Below are 16,141 nucleotides of genomic sequence, written 5' to 3' on the forward strand. Positions count from 1 at the left end.
CCGGGGCTGAGCGGTGGTGCGGGCCGGCGACGCCGACCGGTGGGTCCGGATCAGCCGGGCCGCCGGGCGCCGACCGGGTCCATGTAGTTCATGTTGATGATCTCGACGCTGGCGCCCGGGTGCGGGGCGTGGACGACCTTGCCGTCGCCGAGGTAGATCGCCACGTGGGTCGGTGCGGTGCTGTTGTAGAAGAACACCAGGTCGCCCGGCTGGAGCTGCGACAGCGGCACGGAGACGCCGTCGTGCCATTGGGCCTGCGAGGTCCGGTCGAGGCTGACCCCGGCCGACTTCCAGGCGGCCAGGGTGAGGCCCGAGCAGTCGTAGGCGTTCGGGCCGGTCGCGCCGAACACGTACGGCTTGCCGATCTGGGAGAGCGCGAACTTGAGCGCCTGCTCGCCCTTGCCCGACCCGGCCGGGATCTCGGTGGCGGCCTGCGTGCCGGACGCCCCGGCGCCGCCCACGGCGTTGCCCGCGATCGCATCGGCGGCGGCCTGCCGCGAGGCGGCCTCCTGCTTGGCGCGCTCGGCGGCGAGCTTGCGCTGCTGCTCGGCGGACAGCTTGTCGAGCACCGCCTGGGCCTGGGTGATCTTGGCCTGCGAGGCCTTGCGGACGCTGGCCAGCTGCTGCTTGTCGGCCTGGAGCCCGGCGAGGTCGGCCGCCTCACCCTGCTGCAGGTCGGTGAGCACCGCCTGCTCGGCTTGGAACTGTTGCAGCGAGGCGTTCTGGTTCTGGCTGACCTTCTCCACCGTGGACATCTGGCTGAGGAAGCCCTCGGGGTCCTGGGTGACGAAGAGCTGCGCCCGGGTGTCGAGGTTCCGGTTCTGGAACTCGGCGAGAGCGAGCTGACCGAGCTGCGTCCGCAGGGTCGCGACCTTGGCGGTCTGCGCGGCCAGGGCGGCCTTGCGCTGCTTGAGGTCCTGCTCGGTCTGGGTGATCTTGACCTGGATCCCGTCCCACTGCTGGTCGAGCGCAGCCGCGTCCATCTGGAGCTGCTCGATCTGCGCCTTGGCCTGGTCGACGGTCAGCGCCGGGTCGGCGAGCGCCGGACCGCTCGAGCTGAACGCCAGCGCGCCGGCCAGGGCGGCGGTGGGAAGCAGGAGAGCCGCACGGCGCAGGAACGCACGGGCGGGGCCGGTACCGCGAACGGTGTCGGGGCGTGAGGGCACGCGGAAGAACTCCTTCATTCGACGTCTACCAGGTGAGCTGACGGATTCGGACCTGAAGGTGGTCCTACGGCGCCCCGCTCGTTCGGTACCGGCAAAGGCCGAACGAGTCGCCGATTCACCCCACGTGACTGGTTCCCCGGTTCCCTCGCACGACCGCTGGCCGTGTCCGGGATTCGACGGGCGTCGGGACCGGTGACCAAATGTCACCGAACGATCACGACGCCGAGACAAACGGTATGTCACCGCAGGTGCGGCGGCAAACCGAGTCCGCTTCCCCCGGACGGACTCCAGCCCCCTCAGTGTGCGTCCCCCGCGGGTGACGCGGGGCAGCCTGCGGGAAAGCTGTGCCGGGCCTGGGAGGATCTTCAGGTTCGAGGTCTCCGGACCGGCCGCCGACGGCGTCGGAGCCCCGGTCAGCCGGTCTGCTCCCCCAGCGGCAGGCCTGGCGGGTTCGCGTACCGCGGCACCATCCGCAGCGGCGGCACCAGCCCGGACTCGGCCAGGGCCTCGAGCGCGTGCTGCTCGTCGGGATCGAACCGGACCCCGCTGACCGGCTCGCCGAGCAGCACCGTGACGACGCAGTCGCCACAGGCCGGGCCGCGTGCGGCGCAGGCGTCGCAGTCCACCAGCACCGGACCGGCCCCCGGCTCGCGCCGGCTCCGGAACCGCGGGTCCGGCCCACCGCCGTGGCCGCTCCTCAGATCACTCATGACCGCAGCGTGACGGGTGCCACTGACAGTCCGGCGGCGCGAGGACCGGTGCCCTCCCTGGTCCGGAACGGTCCGCAACGGGCCGGAGCGGCCCGGGTGACGGCGGTGGGATAGCGTCGGAACGCTTCCAGCCAGGGGATTCGGGGGGATTCGGATGGCGCGACCTCGTCACGCAGAGCCGGCGCGCGGCCGGGCCGTGGCCATCGCCGTCGGCGTGGCCGTCGTGGTCGCCGCCGTGGTCGTCACCATCGCAGTCTGGCCGAGGTCCAGCGGGTCGGACAGCGCCTCGCCGGCTGCCCGCTCCTCCGCGTCGGGCAACGGCTCACCCAGCACCCCGGGCGGCAACGACACTCGCGGCACGGGCAGCACCAGTCCTGCGCCGGCCAGCGCGTCCGCCTCGGCCGAGTCGGCCGAGGCCCGGGCGTCGCTGCAGGCCTGCATCACCCGGGTCCGCAGCACCGACGAGGTGCTCAACCAGGCCGCCATCGGCATCCACAACTGGTCGGTCCACGTCCAGGCCCAGTACGCCGCCGACCGCGGGCTGATCAGCGTGGCCACGATGGACCGTCGGTTCGCCAAGACCCGCGCGCAGGGCCCCGACGACATCCAGCGCTACCGCGAGGCCCTGCAGGCCCAGCAGCCGGTCGGCGACGCCTGCGACACCCGCCCGAACGCGAACCCGGTGGTGGCGCGCAAGATCGCCGCCTGCCAGCAGCGGATCGCCGCGCAGCAGCCGGTGCTGCGGACCGCCGCGGTGGCCATGGGCGACTGGAACATGCACCTCAAGGACATGGCCCGGCACGCCGACGGTAAGGTGCCCGGTGCGGTCGCGCAGCAGATCTGGGTGCGTACCTACCGCGCGGCCCCGAAGCACATCGACCCCTACGAGCGGGCCGCCGCGCAGCTCGACGCCGCCCCCACCTGCACCTGACCGGTCGTGCGCGCCGGGTCTGCCGGGTCGGGCTCGGCTGACCGCCCTTCGACAGGCTCAGGGCCCGTTCCGCCAACCGCGCGCTGAGCCCGTCGAAGCGCTGGCCGACCGCGCGCTGAGCCCGTCGAAGCGCTGGCCGACCGCGCGCTGAGCCCGTCGAAGCGCTGGCCGACCGCGTGCTGAGCCCGTCCGCCGACCGCGCGCTGAGCCCGTCGAAGCGCGGACCCGAGGGACTGTCAGTGGCGGTGCCTAGCGTCCGGGGCATGTCGGTCGCCGGGGCACAGCGCAGACCGGCCGAGGTGCAGGCGTCGTTCGACGACCTCGGTCGGCACTTGTCGGAGGTCACGTTCTGCGTGGTCGATCTCGAGACCACCGGCGGCGCCGAGGACGACCGGATCACCGAGATCGGGGCGGTCAAGGTGTCGGGCGGGGCGCTGCTCGGCGAGTTCCAGACCCTGGTGAACCCGCAGGCGCACATCCCGCCGCTGATCGCGGTGCTGACCGGGATCACCAACCAGATGGTGGCCACCGCGCCCGGCATCGACTCGGTGCTGCCGGCCTTCCTCGAGTTCGCCCGCGGCAGCGTGCTGGTCGCGCACAACGCACCGTTCGACACCGGGTTCCTGCGCCGGGCCTGCGGCGCGCTCGGGTACCCGTGGCCGCGGTTCCCGGTGGTCGACACCGCGGCCCTCGCCCGGCAGATCCTGCTCCGCGACGAGGTCCCCAACTGCAAGCTCTCGACGCTGGCCCGGCACTTCCACACCGAGGTCAGCCCCAACCACCGGGCGCTGACCGACGCCCAGGCGACCGTCGAGGTGCTGCACCGGCTGCTCGAACGGGTCGGCAACCTCGGCGTGCACAGCTACGAGGACCTGCTCGAGTTCACCCGCAAGGTGTCGCCGCAGCGCCGGGCGAAGCGCACCTGGGCGGCCGACCTGCCCGAGGAACCGGGCGTCTACTTCTTCGTGGCCGACGGCCTCCGCTCGCTCGGACGCCCGGCCGTCGAGGAGCGCGCCGCCGACGGGAACGACGCCGAGCCGGGAGGTGACGCGCCCGAGGAGCCGGACCGGCAGGTCCTCTACGTCGGCAAGAGCCTCAACATCCGCAAGCGGGTGCGCAGTTACTTCACCGCTGCCGAGAAGCGCCCGCGGATCGAGGAGATGGTCCGGGTGGCCACCGGCGTGGTCGCGCACCCGTGCGCGACCCCGCTGCACGCCGAGGTCGTCGAGCTGCGGATGATCGCCGCGCACGCCCCGCGGTACAACCGGCGTTCGAAGTTCCCCGAGCGGCAGCACTGGCTCAAGATCACCGTCGAGCCGTTCCCCCGGCTGTCGCTGGTCCGCGACGTCCGCGACGACGACGCCACCTACTTCGGCCCGTTCGGACGCCGTCAGTCCGCCGAGGAGGTGATGCTGGCGCTCTACGACGCGTTCCCGATCCGTCAGTGCACGCCACGGCTCAGCCTCGTCCCGCGCGGACCGGCGTGCGCGCTGGCCGAGCTCCAGCGGTGCGCCGCGCCCTGCGACGGATCCGTCGGCGCCGACGCCTACACCGTGCTCGTCGACCGGGTGCGGACCGCGATGACCGCCGACGCCCGGGACGCCTGCGCCGCGGTGGGCGACCGGCTCCGCCGGCTGTCCGACCAGCAGCGGTTCGAGGAGGCCGCCGCGCTCCGGAGCCGGCTGGAGGCCCTGACCCGCACCGCCGCGCGCTACCACCGGGTCAGCAGCCTGGCCCGGTGCGCCGAGATCGTCGCCGCCCGCTGGGAGGCGCCGCACTGGGAGATCCACGTGATCCGCTGGGGACGGCTGGCCGCCGCCGGTCTGGCGCGCCCCGGCGAGGTGCCGCAGCGGGTCGCCCGGGACCTGCAGCTGACCGCCGAGACCGTGCCGCGTCCGGTCGGGCCGGCCCCGGCCGCGACGATCGAGGAGACCACCCGGATCGCCGACTGGCTCGAACGCCCGGGCAGCCGGCTGATCAGCGTCACCGGCGACTGGTGGTGGCCGCTGCACGGCGTGGTGACCCACGACGAGCTGGTCCGCCAGACGCTCGGCGCGCCGCCGGATCCGGTCGTCCCTGAACCGGTCGGCGCCCCGGCCGCGGGTTAGGCTCCGGTCATGGTGACCGCGATCGTCTTCATCAAGGCCGAGGTCGCGCGGATCCCGGAGGTGGCCGAGGCGATCGCCGACCTGCGCGGCGTGACCGAGGTCTACTCCGTGACCGGTGCGATCGACCTGATCGCGCTGGTCCGGGTGACCAGCCACGAGCAGGTCGCCGAGGTGGTCGCCGACCAGCTCAACAAGGTGCCCGGCGTCCTCAGCACCGAGACCCACATCGCCTTCCGCGCCTACTCCAGCCACGACCTCGAGGCGGCGTTCGCGCTCGGCGCCGACTGACCGCCGACCTCTGCAGCACGCTCGCCACCACGATGACCGACCCGGACCAGCGACCGCTCCGCGACTGGGCGCCCCCGACCGGCGCACCGTTCGGTACCGACGCGCCCGACGACCCGCGGCAACCGGTCTATCCCGGCACGCGCCCGACGGCACCGTCGACCACGGCGCTGACCGACGCCCGCGAACCGGACCGGGCCGACGGGTCCGGGTCGGCCGGTCCCGACGTGGTGTGGCCCGGGGCGGTCGCCGACCTGGAGGACCCGCTCGACGTGGCCGCCAGCCCGGACGCCTGGCTGTCGCCGCGGGCGCTGCTCATCCTGGCCGTGGTGAGCGGCGCCGTGCTGGTGGTGACCGTGGTGGTGGCCTGGCTGCTCTGGAGCACCCCGGCCGCCGCACCGATCCCGGTGCCACGCGTTCCCCAGGTCTGATCGATTCCGGTTGGTCTGATCGGCTCCCAGAGCCCCGGTCACCCGACGGCCCGGACGTGCCGCCGGCGACCGGCTCAGAGCACGAAGGAGCGGGCGGCCACCACGCCGACGCAGATCACCGCGATCAGCACCAGTCCGGCCACCTGGAGCGCGGTGCGGTGTCGCCGCGGCGCGTACGCCAGCGTGACGCCGGTCAGGGCGCCGACGACCATGCCGCCGAGCTGGCTCGCGAAGTACTCGACTCCCGAGACCGCGAAGGCGTAGGCCAGCAGCAGGATCAGCAACGCGACGTCGCCGCGGACGTCCTCACGGCGTCGGAGCTTGATCACGCCGTTGGCGGCCAGCAGCCCGACCACCGCCGCCGAGCTGCCGGCGATCGACCCGCCGAACCCGGCCATCAGGAAGAACAGCGTGCCGCCGCCCGCGGCGGACAGCACGTAGAGGGCGAGGAACCGCCAGGCTCCCAGCTGCTGCTCGAGCACCTGCCCGGCGAGCCAGAGCACCAGCAGGTTCATCAGCAGGGCGAGCAGGCCGAAGCTGACGAAGGCCGAGGTGGCCAGCCGCCAGAACTGGCCGCTGGCCAGCCCGACCGGATCGAGCCCGAGCAGCCCGGTGGTGAGGCCCCGGGTGAGCAGGCCGCTCACCCAGACCACGGCCAGCGCGACCATGATCGCCTTGGTCATCGGCGACTGCCGGTTGCTGAGGTTGGCGCCGAACACCGTCTTCGGCTGCCGGGCCCGTGGGGCACCCCAGCCGCTGCCGGCGCGTGACCGGCCGAAGAAGCTCCGTCCGGAGCCGCCGCCCGCACCCGGGAACGGCGTCGCGCCGCCGCTGCGGACGCAGTCCGGGCACTGGAAACCGACCGCCGCCGGGTTCATGCACTCGCCGCAGATCGGCCGGCCGCAGCGCTGGCAGGTGATCAGCGTCGAGCGGTCCTGGTGGCGGTAGCAGGCGGCATAACTCGGCGCACTGAACTCGGGTCGGCCCTGCGGCGGCTCGCTCATGTCCCCTCTTCTCGCGGCCGGCGCCGGGTGCCCGGCCGGCCCGTCACACCCAAGCCGCCCTCCCGTCGGATCGCTCCGGCGGGAGGGTCGTGGGTGGTGTCAGCCGGTGACCTCCACCGACTCGATGACCACGTCCGAGACCGGCTTGTCGTTCCGGCCGGTCGGCGTCTTGGCGATCGCGTCGACGACGTCGCGGCTGGCCTGGTCGGCCACCTCGCCGAAGATCGTGTGCCGGCGGTTGAGGTGCGGGGTCGGACCGACGGTGATGAAGAACTGCGAGCCGTTGGTGCCGGGACCGGCGTTGGCCATCGCCAGCAGGTAGGGCTTGCTGAAGGCCAGCTCGGGGTGGAACTCGTCGGCGAAGGTGAACCCGGGGCCGCCGAAGCCGGTGCCCAGCGGGTCGCCGCCCTGGATCATGAAGCCGTCGATCACGCGGTGGAAGATCTGCCCGTCGTAGAAGCGGCTGGTCTTCTGCTCCCCGGTCTCCGGGTCGCGGTACGGCTTGGACCCGGTGGCCAGCCCGACGAAGTTCGCGACGGTCTTCGGAGCCTGGTTCGGGAACAGGTTGATCACGATGTCGCCGTGGTTGGTGTGCAGGGTGACCTGCTGGGCGGTCGTGGCGCCTGCGGTGGCTTCGGACACCTGGGATTCAGTCCTTCCGGTGGGACGACGGTGGACCCGCCCGGCGGACCGGCGCGGGAGTCCGACCATCCTGTCACGGGGGCTCAACTGCGGCCGAACGCCCACGGTACGGTTGCCCCACGCCCCCGCCGGGCGGTCCCGTTCGAGACCGGAGGAACAGCGTGAGCAGGAAGAAGCAGGCCCGTCGCATCGAGGCCGCCGTCGACGAGCTGGCCACGTCGACCGCGGACAAGGTGGCACCGCTGATCCACTCCGCCGCCGACGCCGTCGAGTCCGCGGCCGAGAAGGTCGGCCCGCTGGCCCAGGCCGCCGCCGACAAGGTCGCCCCGATCGCGCAGGCCGCCGCCGAGAAGGTCGAGCCGTACGCCCACGCCGCCCGCGAGAAGGTCGAGCCCTACGCCCACGCGGCCTACGAGACGGTGGCCGAGCGGGTCACCCCGGTGGCCCAGACCGCCTACGAGACGGTGAGCGAGCGCGTCGCCCCCTACGCCGCCGTCGCCGCGGAGAAGGTCGCCCCGGTGGCCAAGGAGGCCCGCAAGCGCGGCGCGCACGTGGCCCACGACGCCGTAGAGAAGCTCAGCCCGCGGCTCGACGACGCGCTCGACCGGGTCACCCCGGCGCTCGAGCACGCCCGCGACCGGGTGCAGGGCGACCTGCTGCCCAAGCTGGCCGACCGGCTCAGCGAGGTGGCCGACGGCGCGGTGAACAGCGCCGCCGGGCTCGAGGCGCAGAAGCGGAGCCGGGCCGCGGCCGCCGCGCTCCGCGGCGAGCTGGTGCTGCCCGAGGACGCGCCGCGCAAGCGCTCCTGGCTCAAGCGCCTGCTGGTGATCGCCGGCATCGGCGGGGTGGCGTTCGTGCTGCTGCGCAAGTTCCTCGGTGGCGGTGACTCGGACTGGCAGGCCGCCCGCCCGACCCCGTACACCTCGACCACCATCACCGAGCCGGCCCGACCGAACGAGAACGGCTCCGGCCCGGGGACCGCGGCCAGCGCGCCGACCGCCCCGGGGGCCGTCGACGACGACCCGTCGGCCGCCGTCGTCGCCTCGCACGCGGCGGTCTTCGAGGTCGCGCCCGACGCCGACGCGGTCACCCCGAAGCCGGCGCACGCCGCGGACGAGCCGACCGAGGAGTCGACGCAGCCCGAGGCCGGACCGGACGAGGTCGTCGACCCGGCCGCCGAGACCAAGGACGGCGCGGAGCAGGACCGGAGCTGACCCCGGCGAGGAAGGGCTCGGCCCCGACCGGGCCGGCGGCCCCGCGGATCGAGCCGGTCGGGTTGGGCGAGCTCGCCGACAGCTCGGCGATGGACGTCCTCGACGGCGAGACGCGCGAACGCGAGCGCTGGACCGGTGAGGACTTCGGCGGTCGGGATCTGCGCAGCACCACGTTCGCCGGGTGCTCCTTCGACGGCTGCCGGTTCGACGACGCCGACCTGCGCGGCGCGCACTTCGCCGACTGCCGCTGGGCCCGGGTCGAGGTGGCCGGACTGGCTGCCCCGCGATCGGGCTGGCGCCGGGTGGAGATCGCCTCGTCGCGGATCGGCTCGGCCGAGCTCTACGAGTCCGAGTGGCACTCGGTCGAGATCCGCGACAGCAAGCTCGGCTTCCTCAACCTGCGCGGCGCGCGGATCCGCGACCTGGTGGTCCGGGACTGCACCATCGACGAGCTCGATCTCGGCGGCGCCCAGGTCGAACGGCTCGCGCTCCCCGGCTGTCGGGTGGGCACCCTGGAGCTCGCCCGCGCCCGGCTGCGTGACGCCGACGTGCGGGGCGCGGACCTCGGCGCCGTCACCTCGCTCGACGGGGCCGCCGGGCTGGTGGTGAGCTCCACCCAGCTCGGCTACCTCGCGCCGCAGCTCGCCCGGCACCTGCGGATCGCCGTTACGGACGACTGACCCCGCCCACGCCCGCCCTTCGACAGGCTCAGGGAACGGGTCAGGGCACCGCCGCGACCTGTCGGCAGGCTCGGGAGACAGCTCAGGGCACCGTGGTGACCACGGTGCCCTGAGCCTGTCGAAGGGCGTTCAGCCCTTGAGCGCGCCCGCCGCGATGTTGGCGATGAAGTGCCGCGACCCGATCAGGAAGATCCCGATCAGCGGGATCACGCTGACCAGCGCGCCCGCCATCACCTGGCCGTAGTCGGTGCCGTAGACCGAGTTCAGCGTCGACAGCGCGACCTGCAGGGTCTGCTTCTGCGGGTTCACCAGCACGATCAGCGGCCAGACGTAGTCGTTCCAGGCGGTGATGAAGGTGAAGATGCCCAGGAAGGCCAGACCGCCACGGAGCATCGGGATGGCCACCGTCCACCAGGTGCGGAAGAAGCCGGCTCCGTCGATCCGCGCGGACTCGATCAGCTCGTTGGGGATCGCGCCGGCGGCGAACTGCCGGAGCAGGAAGATGCCGAAGGCGTTGGCCGCCCCGGGGATGATCAACGCCTGCAGTCCGCCCACCCAGCCGAGCTTGCTCATCAGCACGAAGCTGGGCACCAGCGAGAGGCTGCCGGGCAGCAGGAAGGTGACCAGCAGGATGCTGAACAGCACCCGGCTGCCCGGGAAGCTGTACTTGGCGAAGGCGAAGGCGGCCAGGCTGTCGAACAGCATCACCAGCACCGCCAGGCTGAGCGAGACGATCAGGGTGTTGCCCAGCGCCGACAGCAGGTCGACGTTGGCCAGCATGTTGCGCAGGTTCTCCAGCAGGTGCGTCCCCGGCACCAGCTTGGGCGGATAGCCGAAGATCTCGCCGGTGGTCGAGGTCGACATGACGATCAGCCAGTAGAACGGGAACAGCGACAGGATCACCCCGATGATCAGGCACAGGTGGGTGACCACCGTGCCCACCGGGGTCCGGCGGCGGACGCCGACGGCACGCTCGGGGCGCGCCGGTGCGGTGTCCGCACCGGTCGGGGGCAGCAGCGTTGCGGTCACGACCGCACCTCCTCTCGGGTCTGACGACTCGCGCTGACGGCGTCGCTCTCCGCGGCGCGGGACCTGGCCCGGGCGGCCGCCCGGCGGCGCTGGAACATCGGCACCTTGCGGTCCCCCATCGCGTCGTCGCGGTCACGCAGCAGCCGGAAGTTGATGAAGGCCACCACCGCGCTCAGCACGAACAGCGCCCAGGCGATCGCCGAGGCGTACCCGAAATCGAAGTTGAAGAACGCCTGGACGTACTGGTAGAGCACGATGGTCAGGCCGGCGTCGCCCGGCCCGCCGGCGCTCGAGGCGCTGGCCCCGGTGCCGAACAGCACCTGCGGCTCGGTGAAGAGGCTCAGCCCGCCGATGGTCGAGGTGATCAGGGTGAACAGGATCACCGGCCGCAGCAGCGGGATGGTGATCCGGAAGAAGATCTGGGTGCTGGACGCGCCGTCCACCCGGGCGGCCTCGTACAGGTCGGTCGGCACCGACTGCAGACCGGCCAGGTAGATGATCGCGTTGTACCCGGTGTAGCGCCAGATCACCATCACCGCGATGGTGACCTTGATGCCCCAGTCGCTGGACAGCCACGGGATGTTGGCCGCGCCGAGCGCGGTCAGCGCGTTGTTGATCAAGCCGAAGCTGTCGGAGAAGACCGAGCTGAACACCACCGCGACCGCGACCAGGCTGGTCACGTTGGGGATGAAGAAGGCCACCCGGTAGAAGCCCTTGCCGCGGATGTTCTGGTGCAGGATGAAGGCCATCAGCAGCGCCAGGAACAGCATCGGCAGCGTCGAGATCACCCAGATGATCAAGGTGTTGGCGACCGAGGTCCAGAACCGCGGGTCCTGCACCAGGAAGGCGTACTGCGCCAGCCCGACGAACTTGAGCTTGCTGATCCCGTCCCACTGGGTGAAGGACAGCACCACCGAGAAGACCACCGGGAACAGCCCGAAGACCAGGAACAGGATGTAGAACGGGGCGACCGCGACGTACTGCGGCCAGTAGCTGCGCAGCGGGCGGCGCCGGCGTTCGCCGTCGGGGGCCTCGGCGAAGCTCGCGGGCCTGGTCGCGGTGCCGGGCCGGGCGCTCTCGCTGATCGCCATCAGACGAGTCCTCTCTTGTGCAGCACCTGGTCGACCGCGGCGACCGCGTCGTCCCAGGCCTGGTTCGGGTCCTTGCCGGCGGTCTCCACGTTGGTCAGCTCGGAGCCGAACGGGGCGCAGAGGTTCTCGTAGGGACTGACGTAGGTGATCGGCACCTGCTCGGCGGCCTTGCGGAAGAAGGTCTGGTACTCCTGGCCGCCGTAGAAGCTGTTGTCGCTCTTGAGGGTGTCGCCGGTGAAGCTGGCCGGGGTCGAGGGGAACAGCTGAATGGTGTTGAACGTCTTGGCCTGGTTCTCGGCGTTCGTCAGCCACTTGATGAAGTCGAACGCGGCCTGCGGATCCTTGCTGGTGGTGGGCACCATCAGGAACGACCCGCCGCTGTTACCCGGCTTGACCGGCTGGTTGGCCAACCGCCACTTGCCCTTGGTGTCCGGGGCGGTGTCGGCCAGGATCGGCCCCCACCAGACCGCCTCGAGGTGCCCGGCCACCCGGCCCGAGCTCCACCCGGCGTTCTGGTCGTTCGAGGTCTGCAGGTTGCCGGTGACCCCGAGCTTGGCCGCCTGCACCGCGAGGTCCCAGGCCTTGCGGACCGCGCTGCCGGACTGGCTGAAGATCGGCCGGTCCTGCCGGTCGAAGTACCGCTCCTCGCTGCTGTTGAGATAGCAGCCGAAGACGGCGCCGGCGTTGATGTCGAGGGCGATGTCGAGCTTCTTGCGCAGCTGGGTGCCGACGTCGAGATAGCCGTCCCAGGTCTTGATCGCCTCGCCGAGCGCATCCGGGTCGGACGGCAGCCCGGCCTTGGCGAACAGGTCGTTGCGGTAGTAGAGCCCGGTCGGGCCGGTGTCCATCGGCCAGAAGCACATCCGGCCCTTGGGCGTCGTGCCCAGCTGCCACTTCCAGTCGTAGAACTGGCTCTTCAGCTCCGACCCGCCGAGCGGGTTGAGGTCGACGAACCGCTCCTCGTTGGGGAAGTAGAGCGAGCAGTTCGAGTTCACCCCGGCGATGTCGGGGATGTAGGCGCCGCCGGCCAGGCTGGTGCGCAGCTTCGAGTCGTAGTTGCCGCCGACGACGTCGGCGCGGAGCCGCTTGGTCGAGTCCGGGATCTGCCTGGCCGCCTGGTCGAGCAGGTTGGGGTTGATCGACCGCGTCCAGTACCAGAGCACCAGCAGGTCCGGGTCCGAGGAGATCGACACCTGTCCGCCGCAGCCGGCCAGTCCACCCGCCAGGCCGGCGAGGCCGAGTGCCGCCGACCCTCCCAGCAGGCTGCGTCGGGACAGCGTGGCCGCCGACCGAGCCGTCGGTCTCTCCCGCCACCTCATCCCCGCCACCCCATCGACCGGTTCCAGCTCGACGCCCTCGTCACAGTGCTCCCCTCGATTTCGTGAACGTTCACACGATCCGTTCATCCTGACCAGCCCCCACAGCGCTGTCAAGGTTCCGCCGCTGTGAGAACCTGTGCCTGCCCACCCTTTACTGAGCCGGGTCGGTGGGACAGAATCGTGAACGCTCACGGCGTTCTCACCGGTCGTCGTCGGCATCCCGCGGAGCCGCGACAGCGCGCGGCCCGCCCGCGAACCATCCCGAGATCCGCATTGGAGTCCTGGTGACCGACACCACCCCGCAGCACACCTCGAAGCCCTTCGGTTGGGCGATCCTCGGCGCCGGCAGCATCGCCCGGCGCTTCGCGAGCCAGCTCCCCGGCAGCGGCGGTCGGCTGGTCGCGGTGGGCAGCCGCGACGCCGACCGTGCCGCCGCCTGGGTGGCCGACCTGCCCGCCGAGCACCGCGAGGGCGAGATCAGCACCGGTGACTACGACACCGTGCTCGCCGACCCCGCGGTCGACGCCGTCTACGTCGCCGCCGTCCACACCGCGCACGCCGAGCTCACCCTGCGCGCGCTCGCCGCCGGCAAGCACGTGCTGTGCGAGAAACCGCTCGCCCCCAACCATGGCACCGCGATGGCCATGGTCGACGCCGCCCGGCAGAGCGGGCGGGTGCTGGTCGAGGCCTACATGTACCGGTTCCACCCGCAGACGGCGAAGCTCCGCGAGCTGGTGGCCGGCGGGGCGATCGGCGACGTGACCCACGTCGACGCGTCGTTCGCCTTCGACACCGGCGAGCACCGCACCGGGCGGCTCTTCGACCCGGCCACCGCCGGTGGCGGCATCCTCGACGTCGGTGGCTACCCGGTCTCGATCGCCCGCGCGGTCGCCGGAGCGGTCGCCGGCCGGGCGTTCGCCGAGCCGACCGACCTGACCGCGTCCGGCACGGTGAGCGGGGGCGTCGACCACTGGGCGATCGCCGAGCTCGCCTTCCCGGGCGGGCTGACCGCCTCGGTGCGCACCGGGGTGCAGCTGCAGGACGCCAACACCGTGACCGTCTACGGCTCGGCCGGGCTGATCCGGCTCACCGATCCGTGGACGCTGTCGGCCGACCCGCAGCTCGTGCTGCAGGTGGCCGGCCGGCCGGACGAGACGTTCTCCTTCGACGGGGCCAAGCCGTACGCGCTCGAGGCCGCCGGTCTGCAGGACGCCGCCGAGCAGCTGGGCCGGGGCGGCAGCGGCGACGCGGCCGCGATGAGCACTGCGGACTCGCTCGGCAACGCGCAGGTGCTGGACCGCTGGCGGGAGGCGATCGGGCTGCGCTATCCCTTCGAGACCGAGGACGCCGACATCCCTCCGGTGCTGCTCTCCACCCTCGGCGGCGGGTCGCTGTCGGTCGACGCGGACGCGCCGATGCCCTACGGCGAGATCGACGGCGTCGGCAAGAAGATCTCCCGGCTGGTGATGGGGGTCGACAACCAGCCCGACCTGGCGCACGCCTCGGCGATCTTCGACCACTTCTTCACCCGCGGCGGGAACACCTTCGACACCGGGTACATCTACGGCGGCGGGCTGCTCGAGGGCCGGCTCGGCCGCTGGATCGCGAACCGGGGGGTCCGCGAGGACGTCGTGGTGATCACCAAGGGCGCGCACACCCCGCACTGCGACCCGGAGTCGATCACCCGTCAGCTGCTCGAGAGCCTCGAGCGGCAGGGCACCGACTACGCCGACATCTACCTGATGCACCGCGACAACCCGGAGGTGCCGGTCGGTGAGTTCGTCGACGTGCTCGACGAGCACGCCCGGGCCGGCCGGATCAGGGTCTTCGGCGGGTCGAACTGGAGCCTCGAGCGGTTCGACGAGGCCAACGCCTACGCCGCGCAGAACGGCAAGCAGGGCTTCGCGGTGCTGAGCAACCACTTCGGCCTGGCCGAGGCGCTCGACGTGCCCTGGGCCGGGTGCCGGCACGTCACCGACCGCGCCTCGAAGCAGTGGCTGCGCGAGCGCCAGGTGCCGCTGTTCCCGTGGTCGAGCCAGGCCCGCGGGTTCTTCACCGGACGGGCGCGTCCGGACGACCGGTCCGACGCCGAGCTGGTGCGCTGCTACTACAGCGACGACAACTTCGAGCGGCTGGCCCGGGCCGAGAAGCTCGCCGCCGAGCGCGGGGTGGAGGCGACCGCGATCGCGTTGGCGTTCGTGCTCCAGCAGCCGTTCCCGACCTTCCCGCTGTTCGGTCCGCGGACGATCGCCGAGACCCGCTCGTCGATGGCCGGTCTGGGGGTCACCCTGACCCCGGCCGAGCTCGACTGGCTCGATCTCGTCGAGGACTGAGGAAGGGTGATCCGTGCCCGGTGACCGCGTCGCGGTGAGCGGCGTCGACGCGTGGCGGCCGGCCGACGGCCGGGCCACCATCGTCGACGTCGCGGCCGCGGCCGGGGTCTCCCGGCAGACGGTCACCCGGGCGATGAACGACATGCCCGGGATCAGCCCGCGCACCAAGGCCCGGGTGCTGGCTGCGGCGCAGGAGCTGCAGTACCGGCCGTCGCGGTTCGGGCGCGGGCTGGTCAAGCCGTCGCAGCGGACGCTCGGGCTGCTGGTCACCGACTTGACCAACCCCTACTACCCCGAGCTGGCCTCGGCGGTGATCGGCGCGGCCGCCGAACGCGGCTGGAGCGTGGTGCTGGCCGAGGAGAAGCACGCCACCGACCACCGGCGGCAGGTGCGCGAGCTGGCCGGGCAGGTCGACGCGCTGGTCGGCTACGTCGGCGCCGAGCACCCGGGCCGCGGCGAGGACACCGACGAGCGGCTGGGCGTGCCGCTGGTGCAGGTGGACGTCGAACCGCACCAGACCGACCACGGTGGGGTGGTGTTCAGCCCGCGGCTGGGGGTCGAGCAGGCCATCGAGCACCTCGCCGGGTTCGGGGTGCGCCGACCGGTGATGATCGACTCGGCCGGCCCCGACCTGCCGAGCCGACGGGGCCGGCTGTTCGTGGACGGCTGGGCGGCCCGTGGGGTCGACGCGCTGTGGATCCCGGCGGGCGACGCCACCGTGACCACCGGTGTCTCCGGGCTGGAGCGGGCGCTCGGCGAGCGCCCGGATCTCGACGCCGTGCTGGCCTTCAACGACGTGATGGCGCTCGGGGTGCTCAGCGCGCTGCGCGGTCACGGCATCGGCGTGCCCGACCAGGTGCGGGTGATCGGCGTCGACGGCCTGAGCCTCGGGGAGCTGGCCAACCCCCGGCTGACCACGATCGCCATCGACCTGGCCGTGGTGGCCCGACTGGCCGTCGAGCTCGCCGTCGGCATGGACGGGGGCACCGTCCCACGGTCCGGCCCCGGCGCCCGCCGCTCGGTCTCCTACCAGCTGCACGTCCGCGAGTCCGCCTGAGCCGAACCACGGGCACGCGCTTCGACGGGCTCAGCGCGCGGTGGAGCTCGGCGCGCTCGCGCGCTTCGACGGGCCCAGCGCGCGGTGGAGATCGGCGCGCTCGCGCTCCCCCGTGAAGGTGCGCTGGGCGCTCCCCCGTGA

16 protein-coding genes and 1 riboswitch are annotated in these 16,141 nt (G+C 72.5%); of the genes, 8 read left to right on the forward strand and 8 right to left on the reverse strand.

What is annotated here, in order from left to right; all coding sequences use genetic code 11:
• Positions 1–50 precede the first annotated feature (50 nt).
• The 3 genes from FHX74_RS21080 to FHX74_RS09745 all read right to left on the reverse strand — a co-directional run bounded on the left by FHX74_RS21080 (position 51) and on the right by FHX74_RS09745 (position 2,362).
• Entirely contained in the window at positions 51–1,166 is a 1,116-nt protein-coding gene (locus FHX74_RS21080) for a C40 family peptidase (RefSeq protein WP_182559940.1), read from the reverse strand.
• A 7-nt stretch (positions 1,167–1,173) separates the two neighbouring features.
• Positions 1,174–1,355, reverse strand: a riboswitch (cyclic di-AMP (ydaO/yuaA leader).
• Between the two features lie 224 nt (positions 1,356–1,579).
• Entirely contained in the window at positions 1,580–1,876 is a 297-nt protein-coding gene (locus tag FHX74_RS09740; protein ID WP_328823740.1) for a hypothetical protein, read from the reverse strand.
• 168 nt (positions 1,877–2,044) lie between these two features.
• A complete protein-coding gene (locus tag FHX74_RS09745; RefSeq protein ID WP_182559941.1) occupies positions 2,045–2,362 on the reverse strand; it encodes a hypothetical protein in 318 nt (105 codons plus the stop codon).
• Between FHX74_RS09745 and FHX74_RS09750 the strand changes: the two genes are divergently transcribed.
• The 4 genes from FHX74_RS09750 (at position 2,343) to FHX74_RS09765 (ending at position 5,631) form a co-directional block, all read left to right on the forward strand.
• Complete coding sequence (locus FHX74_RS09750; RefSeq protein WP_182559942.1) at positions 2,343–2,807, forward strand: hypothetical protein; 465 nt, start codon at positions 2,343–2,345, stop codon at positions 2,805–2,807. The two genes, FHX74_RS09745 and FHX74_RS09750, sit on opposite strands and share 20 nt — an antisense overlap.
• A 263-nt stretch (positions 2,808–3,070) precedes the next feature.
• Positions 3,071–4,915: a DEDD exonuclease domain-containing protein gene (locus FHX74_RS09755; protein WP_182559943.1), complete on the forward strand. Its 1,845-nt coding sequence runs from the start codon at positions 3,071–3,073 to the stop codon at positions 4,913–4,915.
• A gap of 9 nt (positions 4,916–4,924) precedes the next feature.
• Positions 4,925–5,203: an Lrp/AsnC family transcriptional regulator gene (locus FHX74_RS09760; protein WP_182559944.1), complete on the forward strand. Its 279-nt coding sequence runs from the start codon at positions 4,925–4,927 to the stop codon at positions 5,201–5,203.
• A gap of 32 nt (positions 5,204–5,235) precedes the next feature.
• Positions 5,236–5,631, forward strand: a complete 396-nt coding sequence (locus FHX74_RS09765) for a hypothetical protein (RefSeq protein WP_182559945.1) — start codon at positions 5,236–5,238, stop codon at positions 5,629–5,631.
• A 74-nt stretch (positions 5,632–5,705) separates the two neighbouring features.
• Here the strand turns inward: FHX74_RS09765 and FHX74_RS09770 are convergent, their stop codons facing one another.
• Positions 5,706–6,635 (reverse strand): rhomboid family intramembrane serine protease, encoded by a 930-nt coding sequence (locus FHX74_RS09770; RefSeq protein WP_182559946.1) that lies wholly within the window; start codon positions 6,633–6,635, stop codon positions 5,706–5,708.
• A gap of 99 nt (positions 6,636–6,734) precedes the next feature.
• The gene (locus FHX74_RS09775) at positions 6,735–7,277 is read right to left on the reverse strand and encodes a peptidylprolyl isomerase (protein ID WP_328823741.1); all 543 of its coding nucleotides are present in this window, start codon (positions 7,275–7,277) and stop codon (positions 6,735–6,737) included.
• A gap of 161 nt (positions 7,278–7,438) precedes the next feature.
• On the opposite strand from FHX74_RS09775, the gene FHX74_RS09780 reads away from it, so the two are divergent.
• Together FHX74_RS09780 and FHX74_RS09785 are read left to right on the forward strand one after the other, a co-directional pair.
• On the forward strand, positions 7,439–8,491 hold the full coding sequence (locus FHX74_RS09780) for an apolipoprotein A1/A4/E family protein (protein ID WP_182559948.1): 1,053 nt from the start codon (positions 7,439–7,441) through the stop codon (positions 8,489–8,491).
• A gap of 62 nt (positions 8,492–8,553) precedes the next feature.
• A complete protein-coding gene (locus tag FHX74_RS09785; protein ID WP_182559949.1) occupies positions 8,554–9,171 on the forward strand; it encodes a pentapeptide repeat-containing protein in 618 nt (205 codons plus the stop codon).
• A 129-nt stretch (positions 9,172–9,300) separates the two neighbouring features.
• Here FHX74_RS09785 and FHX74_RS09790 read toward each other — a convergent pair whose 3' ends face one another.
• The 3 genes from FHX74_RS09790 to FHX74_RS09800 form a co-directional block, all read right to left on the reverse strand.
• Positions 9,301–10,113: a carbohydrate ABC transporter permease gene (locus FHX74_RS09790; RefSeq protein ID WP_328823792.1), complete on the reverse strand. Its 813-nt coding sequence runs from the start codon at positions 10,111–10,113 to the stop codon at positions 9,301–9,303.
• Between the two features lie 83 nt (positions 10,114–10,196).
• A complete protein-coding gene (locus tag FHX74_RS09795; RefSeq protein WP_182559950.1) occupies positions 10,197–11,291 on the reverse strand; it encodes a carbohydrate ABC transporter permease in 1,095 nt (364 codons plus the stop codon).
• Positions 11,291–12,484 carry an ABC transporter substrate-binding protein gene (locus FHX74_RS09800; protein ID WP_220483751.1) on the reverse strand — a complete coding sequence of 398 codons (1,194 nt, stop codon included), beginning with the start codon at positions 12,482–12,484 and terminating at the stop codon, positions 11,291–11,293. The genes FHX74_RS09795 and FHX74_RS09800 overlap by 1 nt, the downstream gene beginning before the upstream one ends.
• Positions 12,485–12,894: 410 nt before the next feature.
• On the opposite strand from FHX74_RS09800, the gene FHX74_RS09805 reads away from it, so the two are divergent.
• Both FHX74_RS09805 and FHX74_RS09810 read left to right on the forward strand, forming a co-directional pair.
• A complete protein-coding gene (locus FHX74_RS09805) occupies positions 12,895–14,943 on the forward strand; it encodes an aldo/keto reductase (RefSeq protein WP_182559952.1) in 2,049 nt (682 codons plus the stop codon).
• A 13-nt stretch (positions 14,944–14,956) separates the two neighbouring features.
• On the forward strand, positions 14,957–16,000 hold the full coding sequence (locus FHX74_RS09810) for a LacI family DNA-binding transcriptional regulator (RefSeq protein ID WP_220483752.1): 1,044 nt from the start codon (positions 14,957–14,959) through the stop codon (positions 15,998–16,000).
• Positions 16,001–16,141: the final 141 nt, after the last annotated feature.

Source organism: Microlunatus kandeliicorticis, assembly GCF_014137855.1.
Classification (GTDB): domain Bacteria; phylum Actinomycetota; class Actinomycetes; order Propionibacteriales; family Propionibacteriaceae; genus Microlunatus; species Microlunatus kandeliicorticis.

Bases quoted from the DNA above. Each gene is read 5' to 3' on its own strand.
- FHX74_RS09740 (WP_328823740.1), bottom strand. From the start codon at position 1,876: ATGAGTGATCTGAGGAGCGGCCACGGCGGTGGGCCGGACCCGCGGTTC.
- FHX74_RS09755 (WP_182559943.1), top strand. From the start codon at position 3,071: ATGTCGGTCGCCGGGGCACAGCGCAGACCGGCCGAGGTGCAGGCGTCG.
- FHX74_RS09760 (WP_182559944.1), top strand. From the start codon at position 4,925: ATGGTGACCGCGATCGTCTTCATCAAGGCCGAGGTCGCGCGGATCCCG.
- FHX74_RS09765 (WP_182559945.1), top strand. From the start codon at position 5,236: ATGACCGACCCGGACCAGCGACCGCTCCGCGACTGGGCGCCCCCGACC.
- FHX74_RS09795 (WP_182559950.1), bottom strand. From the start codon at position 11,291: ATGGCGATCAGCGAGAGCGCCCGGCCCGGCACCGCGACCAGGCCCGCG.
- FHX74_RS09770 (WP_182559946.1), bottom strand. From the start codon at position 6,635: ATGAGCGAGCCGCCGCAGGGCCGACCCGAGTTCAGTGCGCCGAGTTAT.
- FHX74_RS09745 (WP_182559941.1), bottom strand. From the start codon at position 2,362: ATGGCGGCCTGGTTGAGCACCTCGTCGGTGCTGCGGACCCGGGTGATG.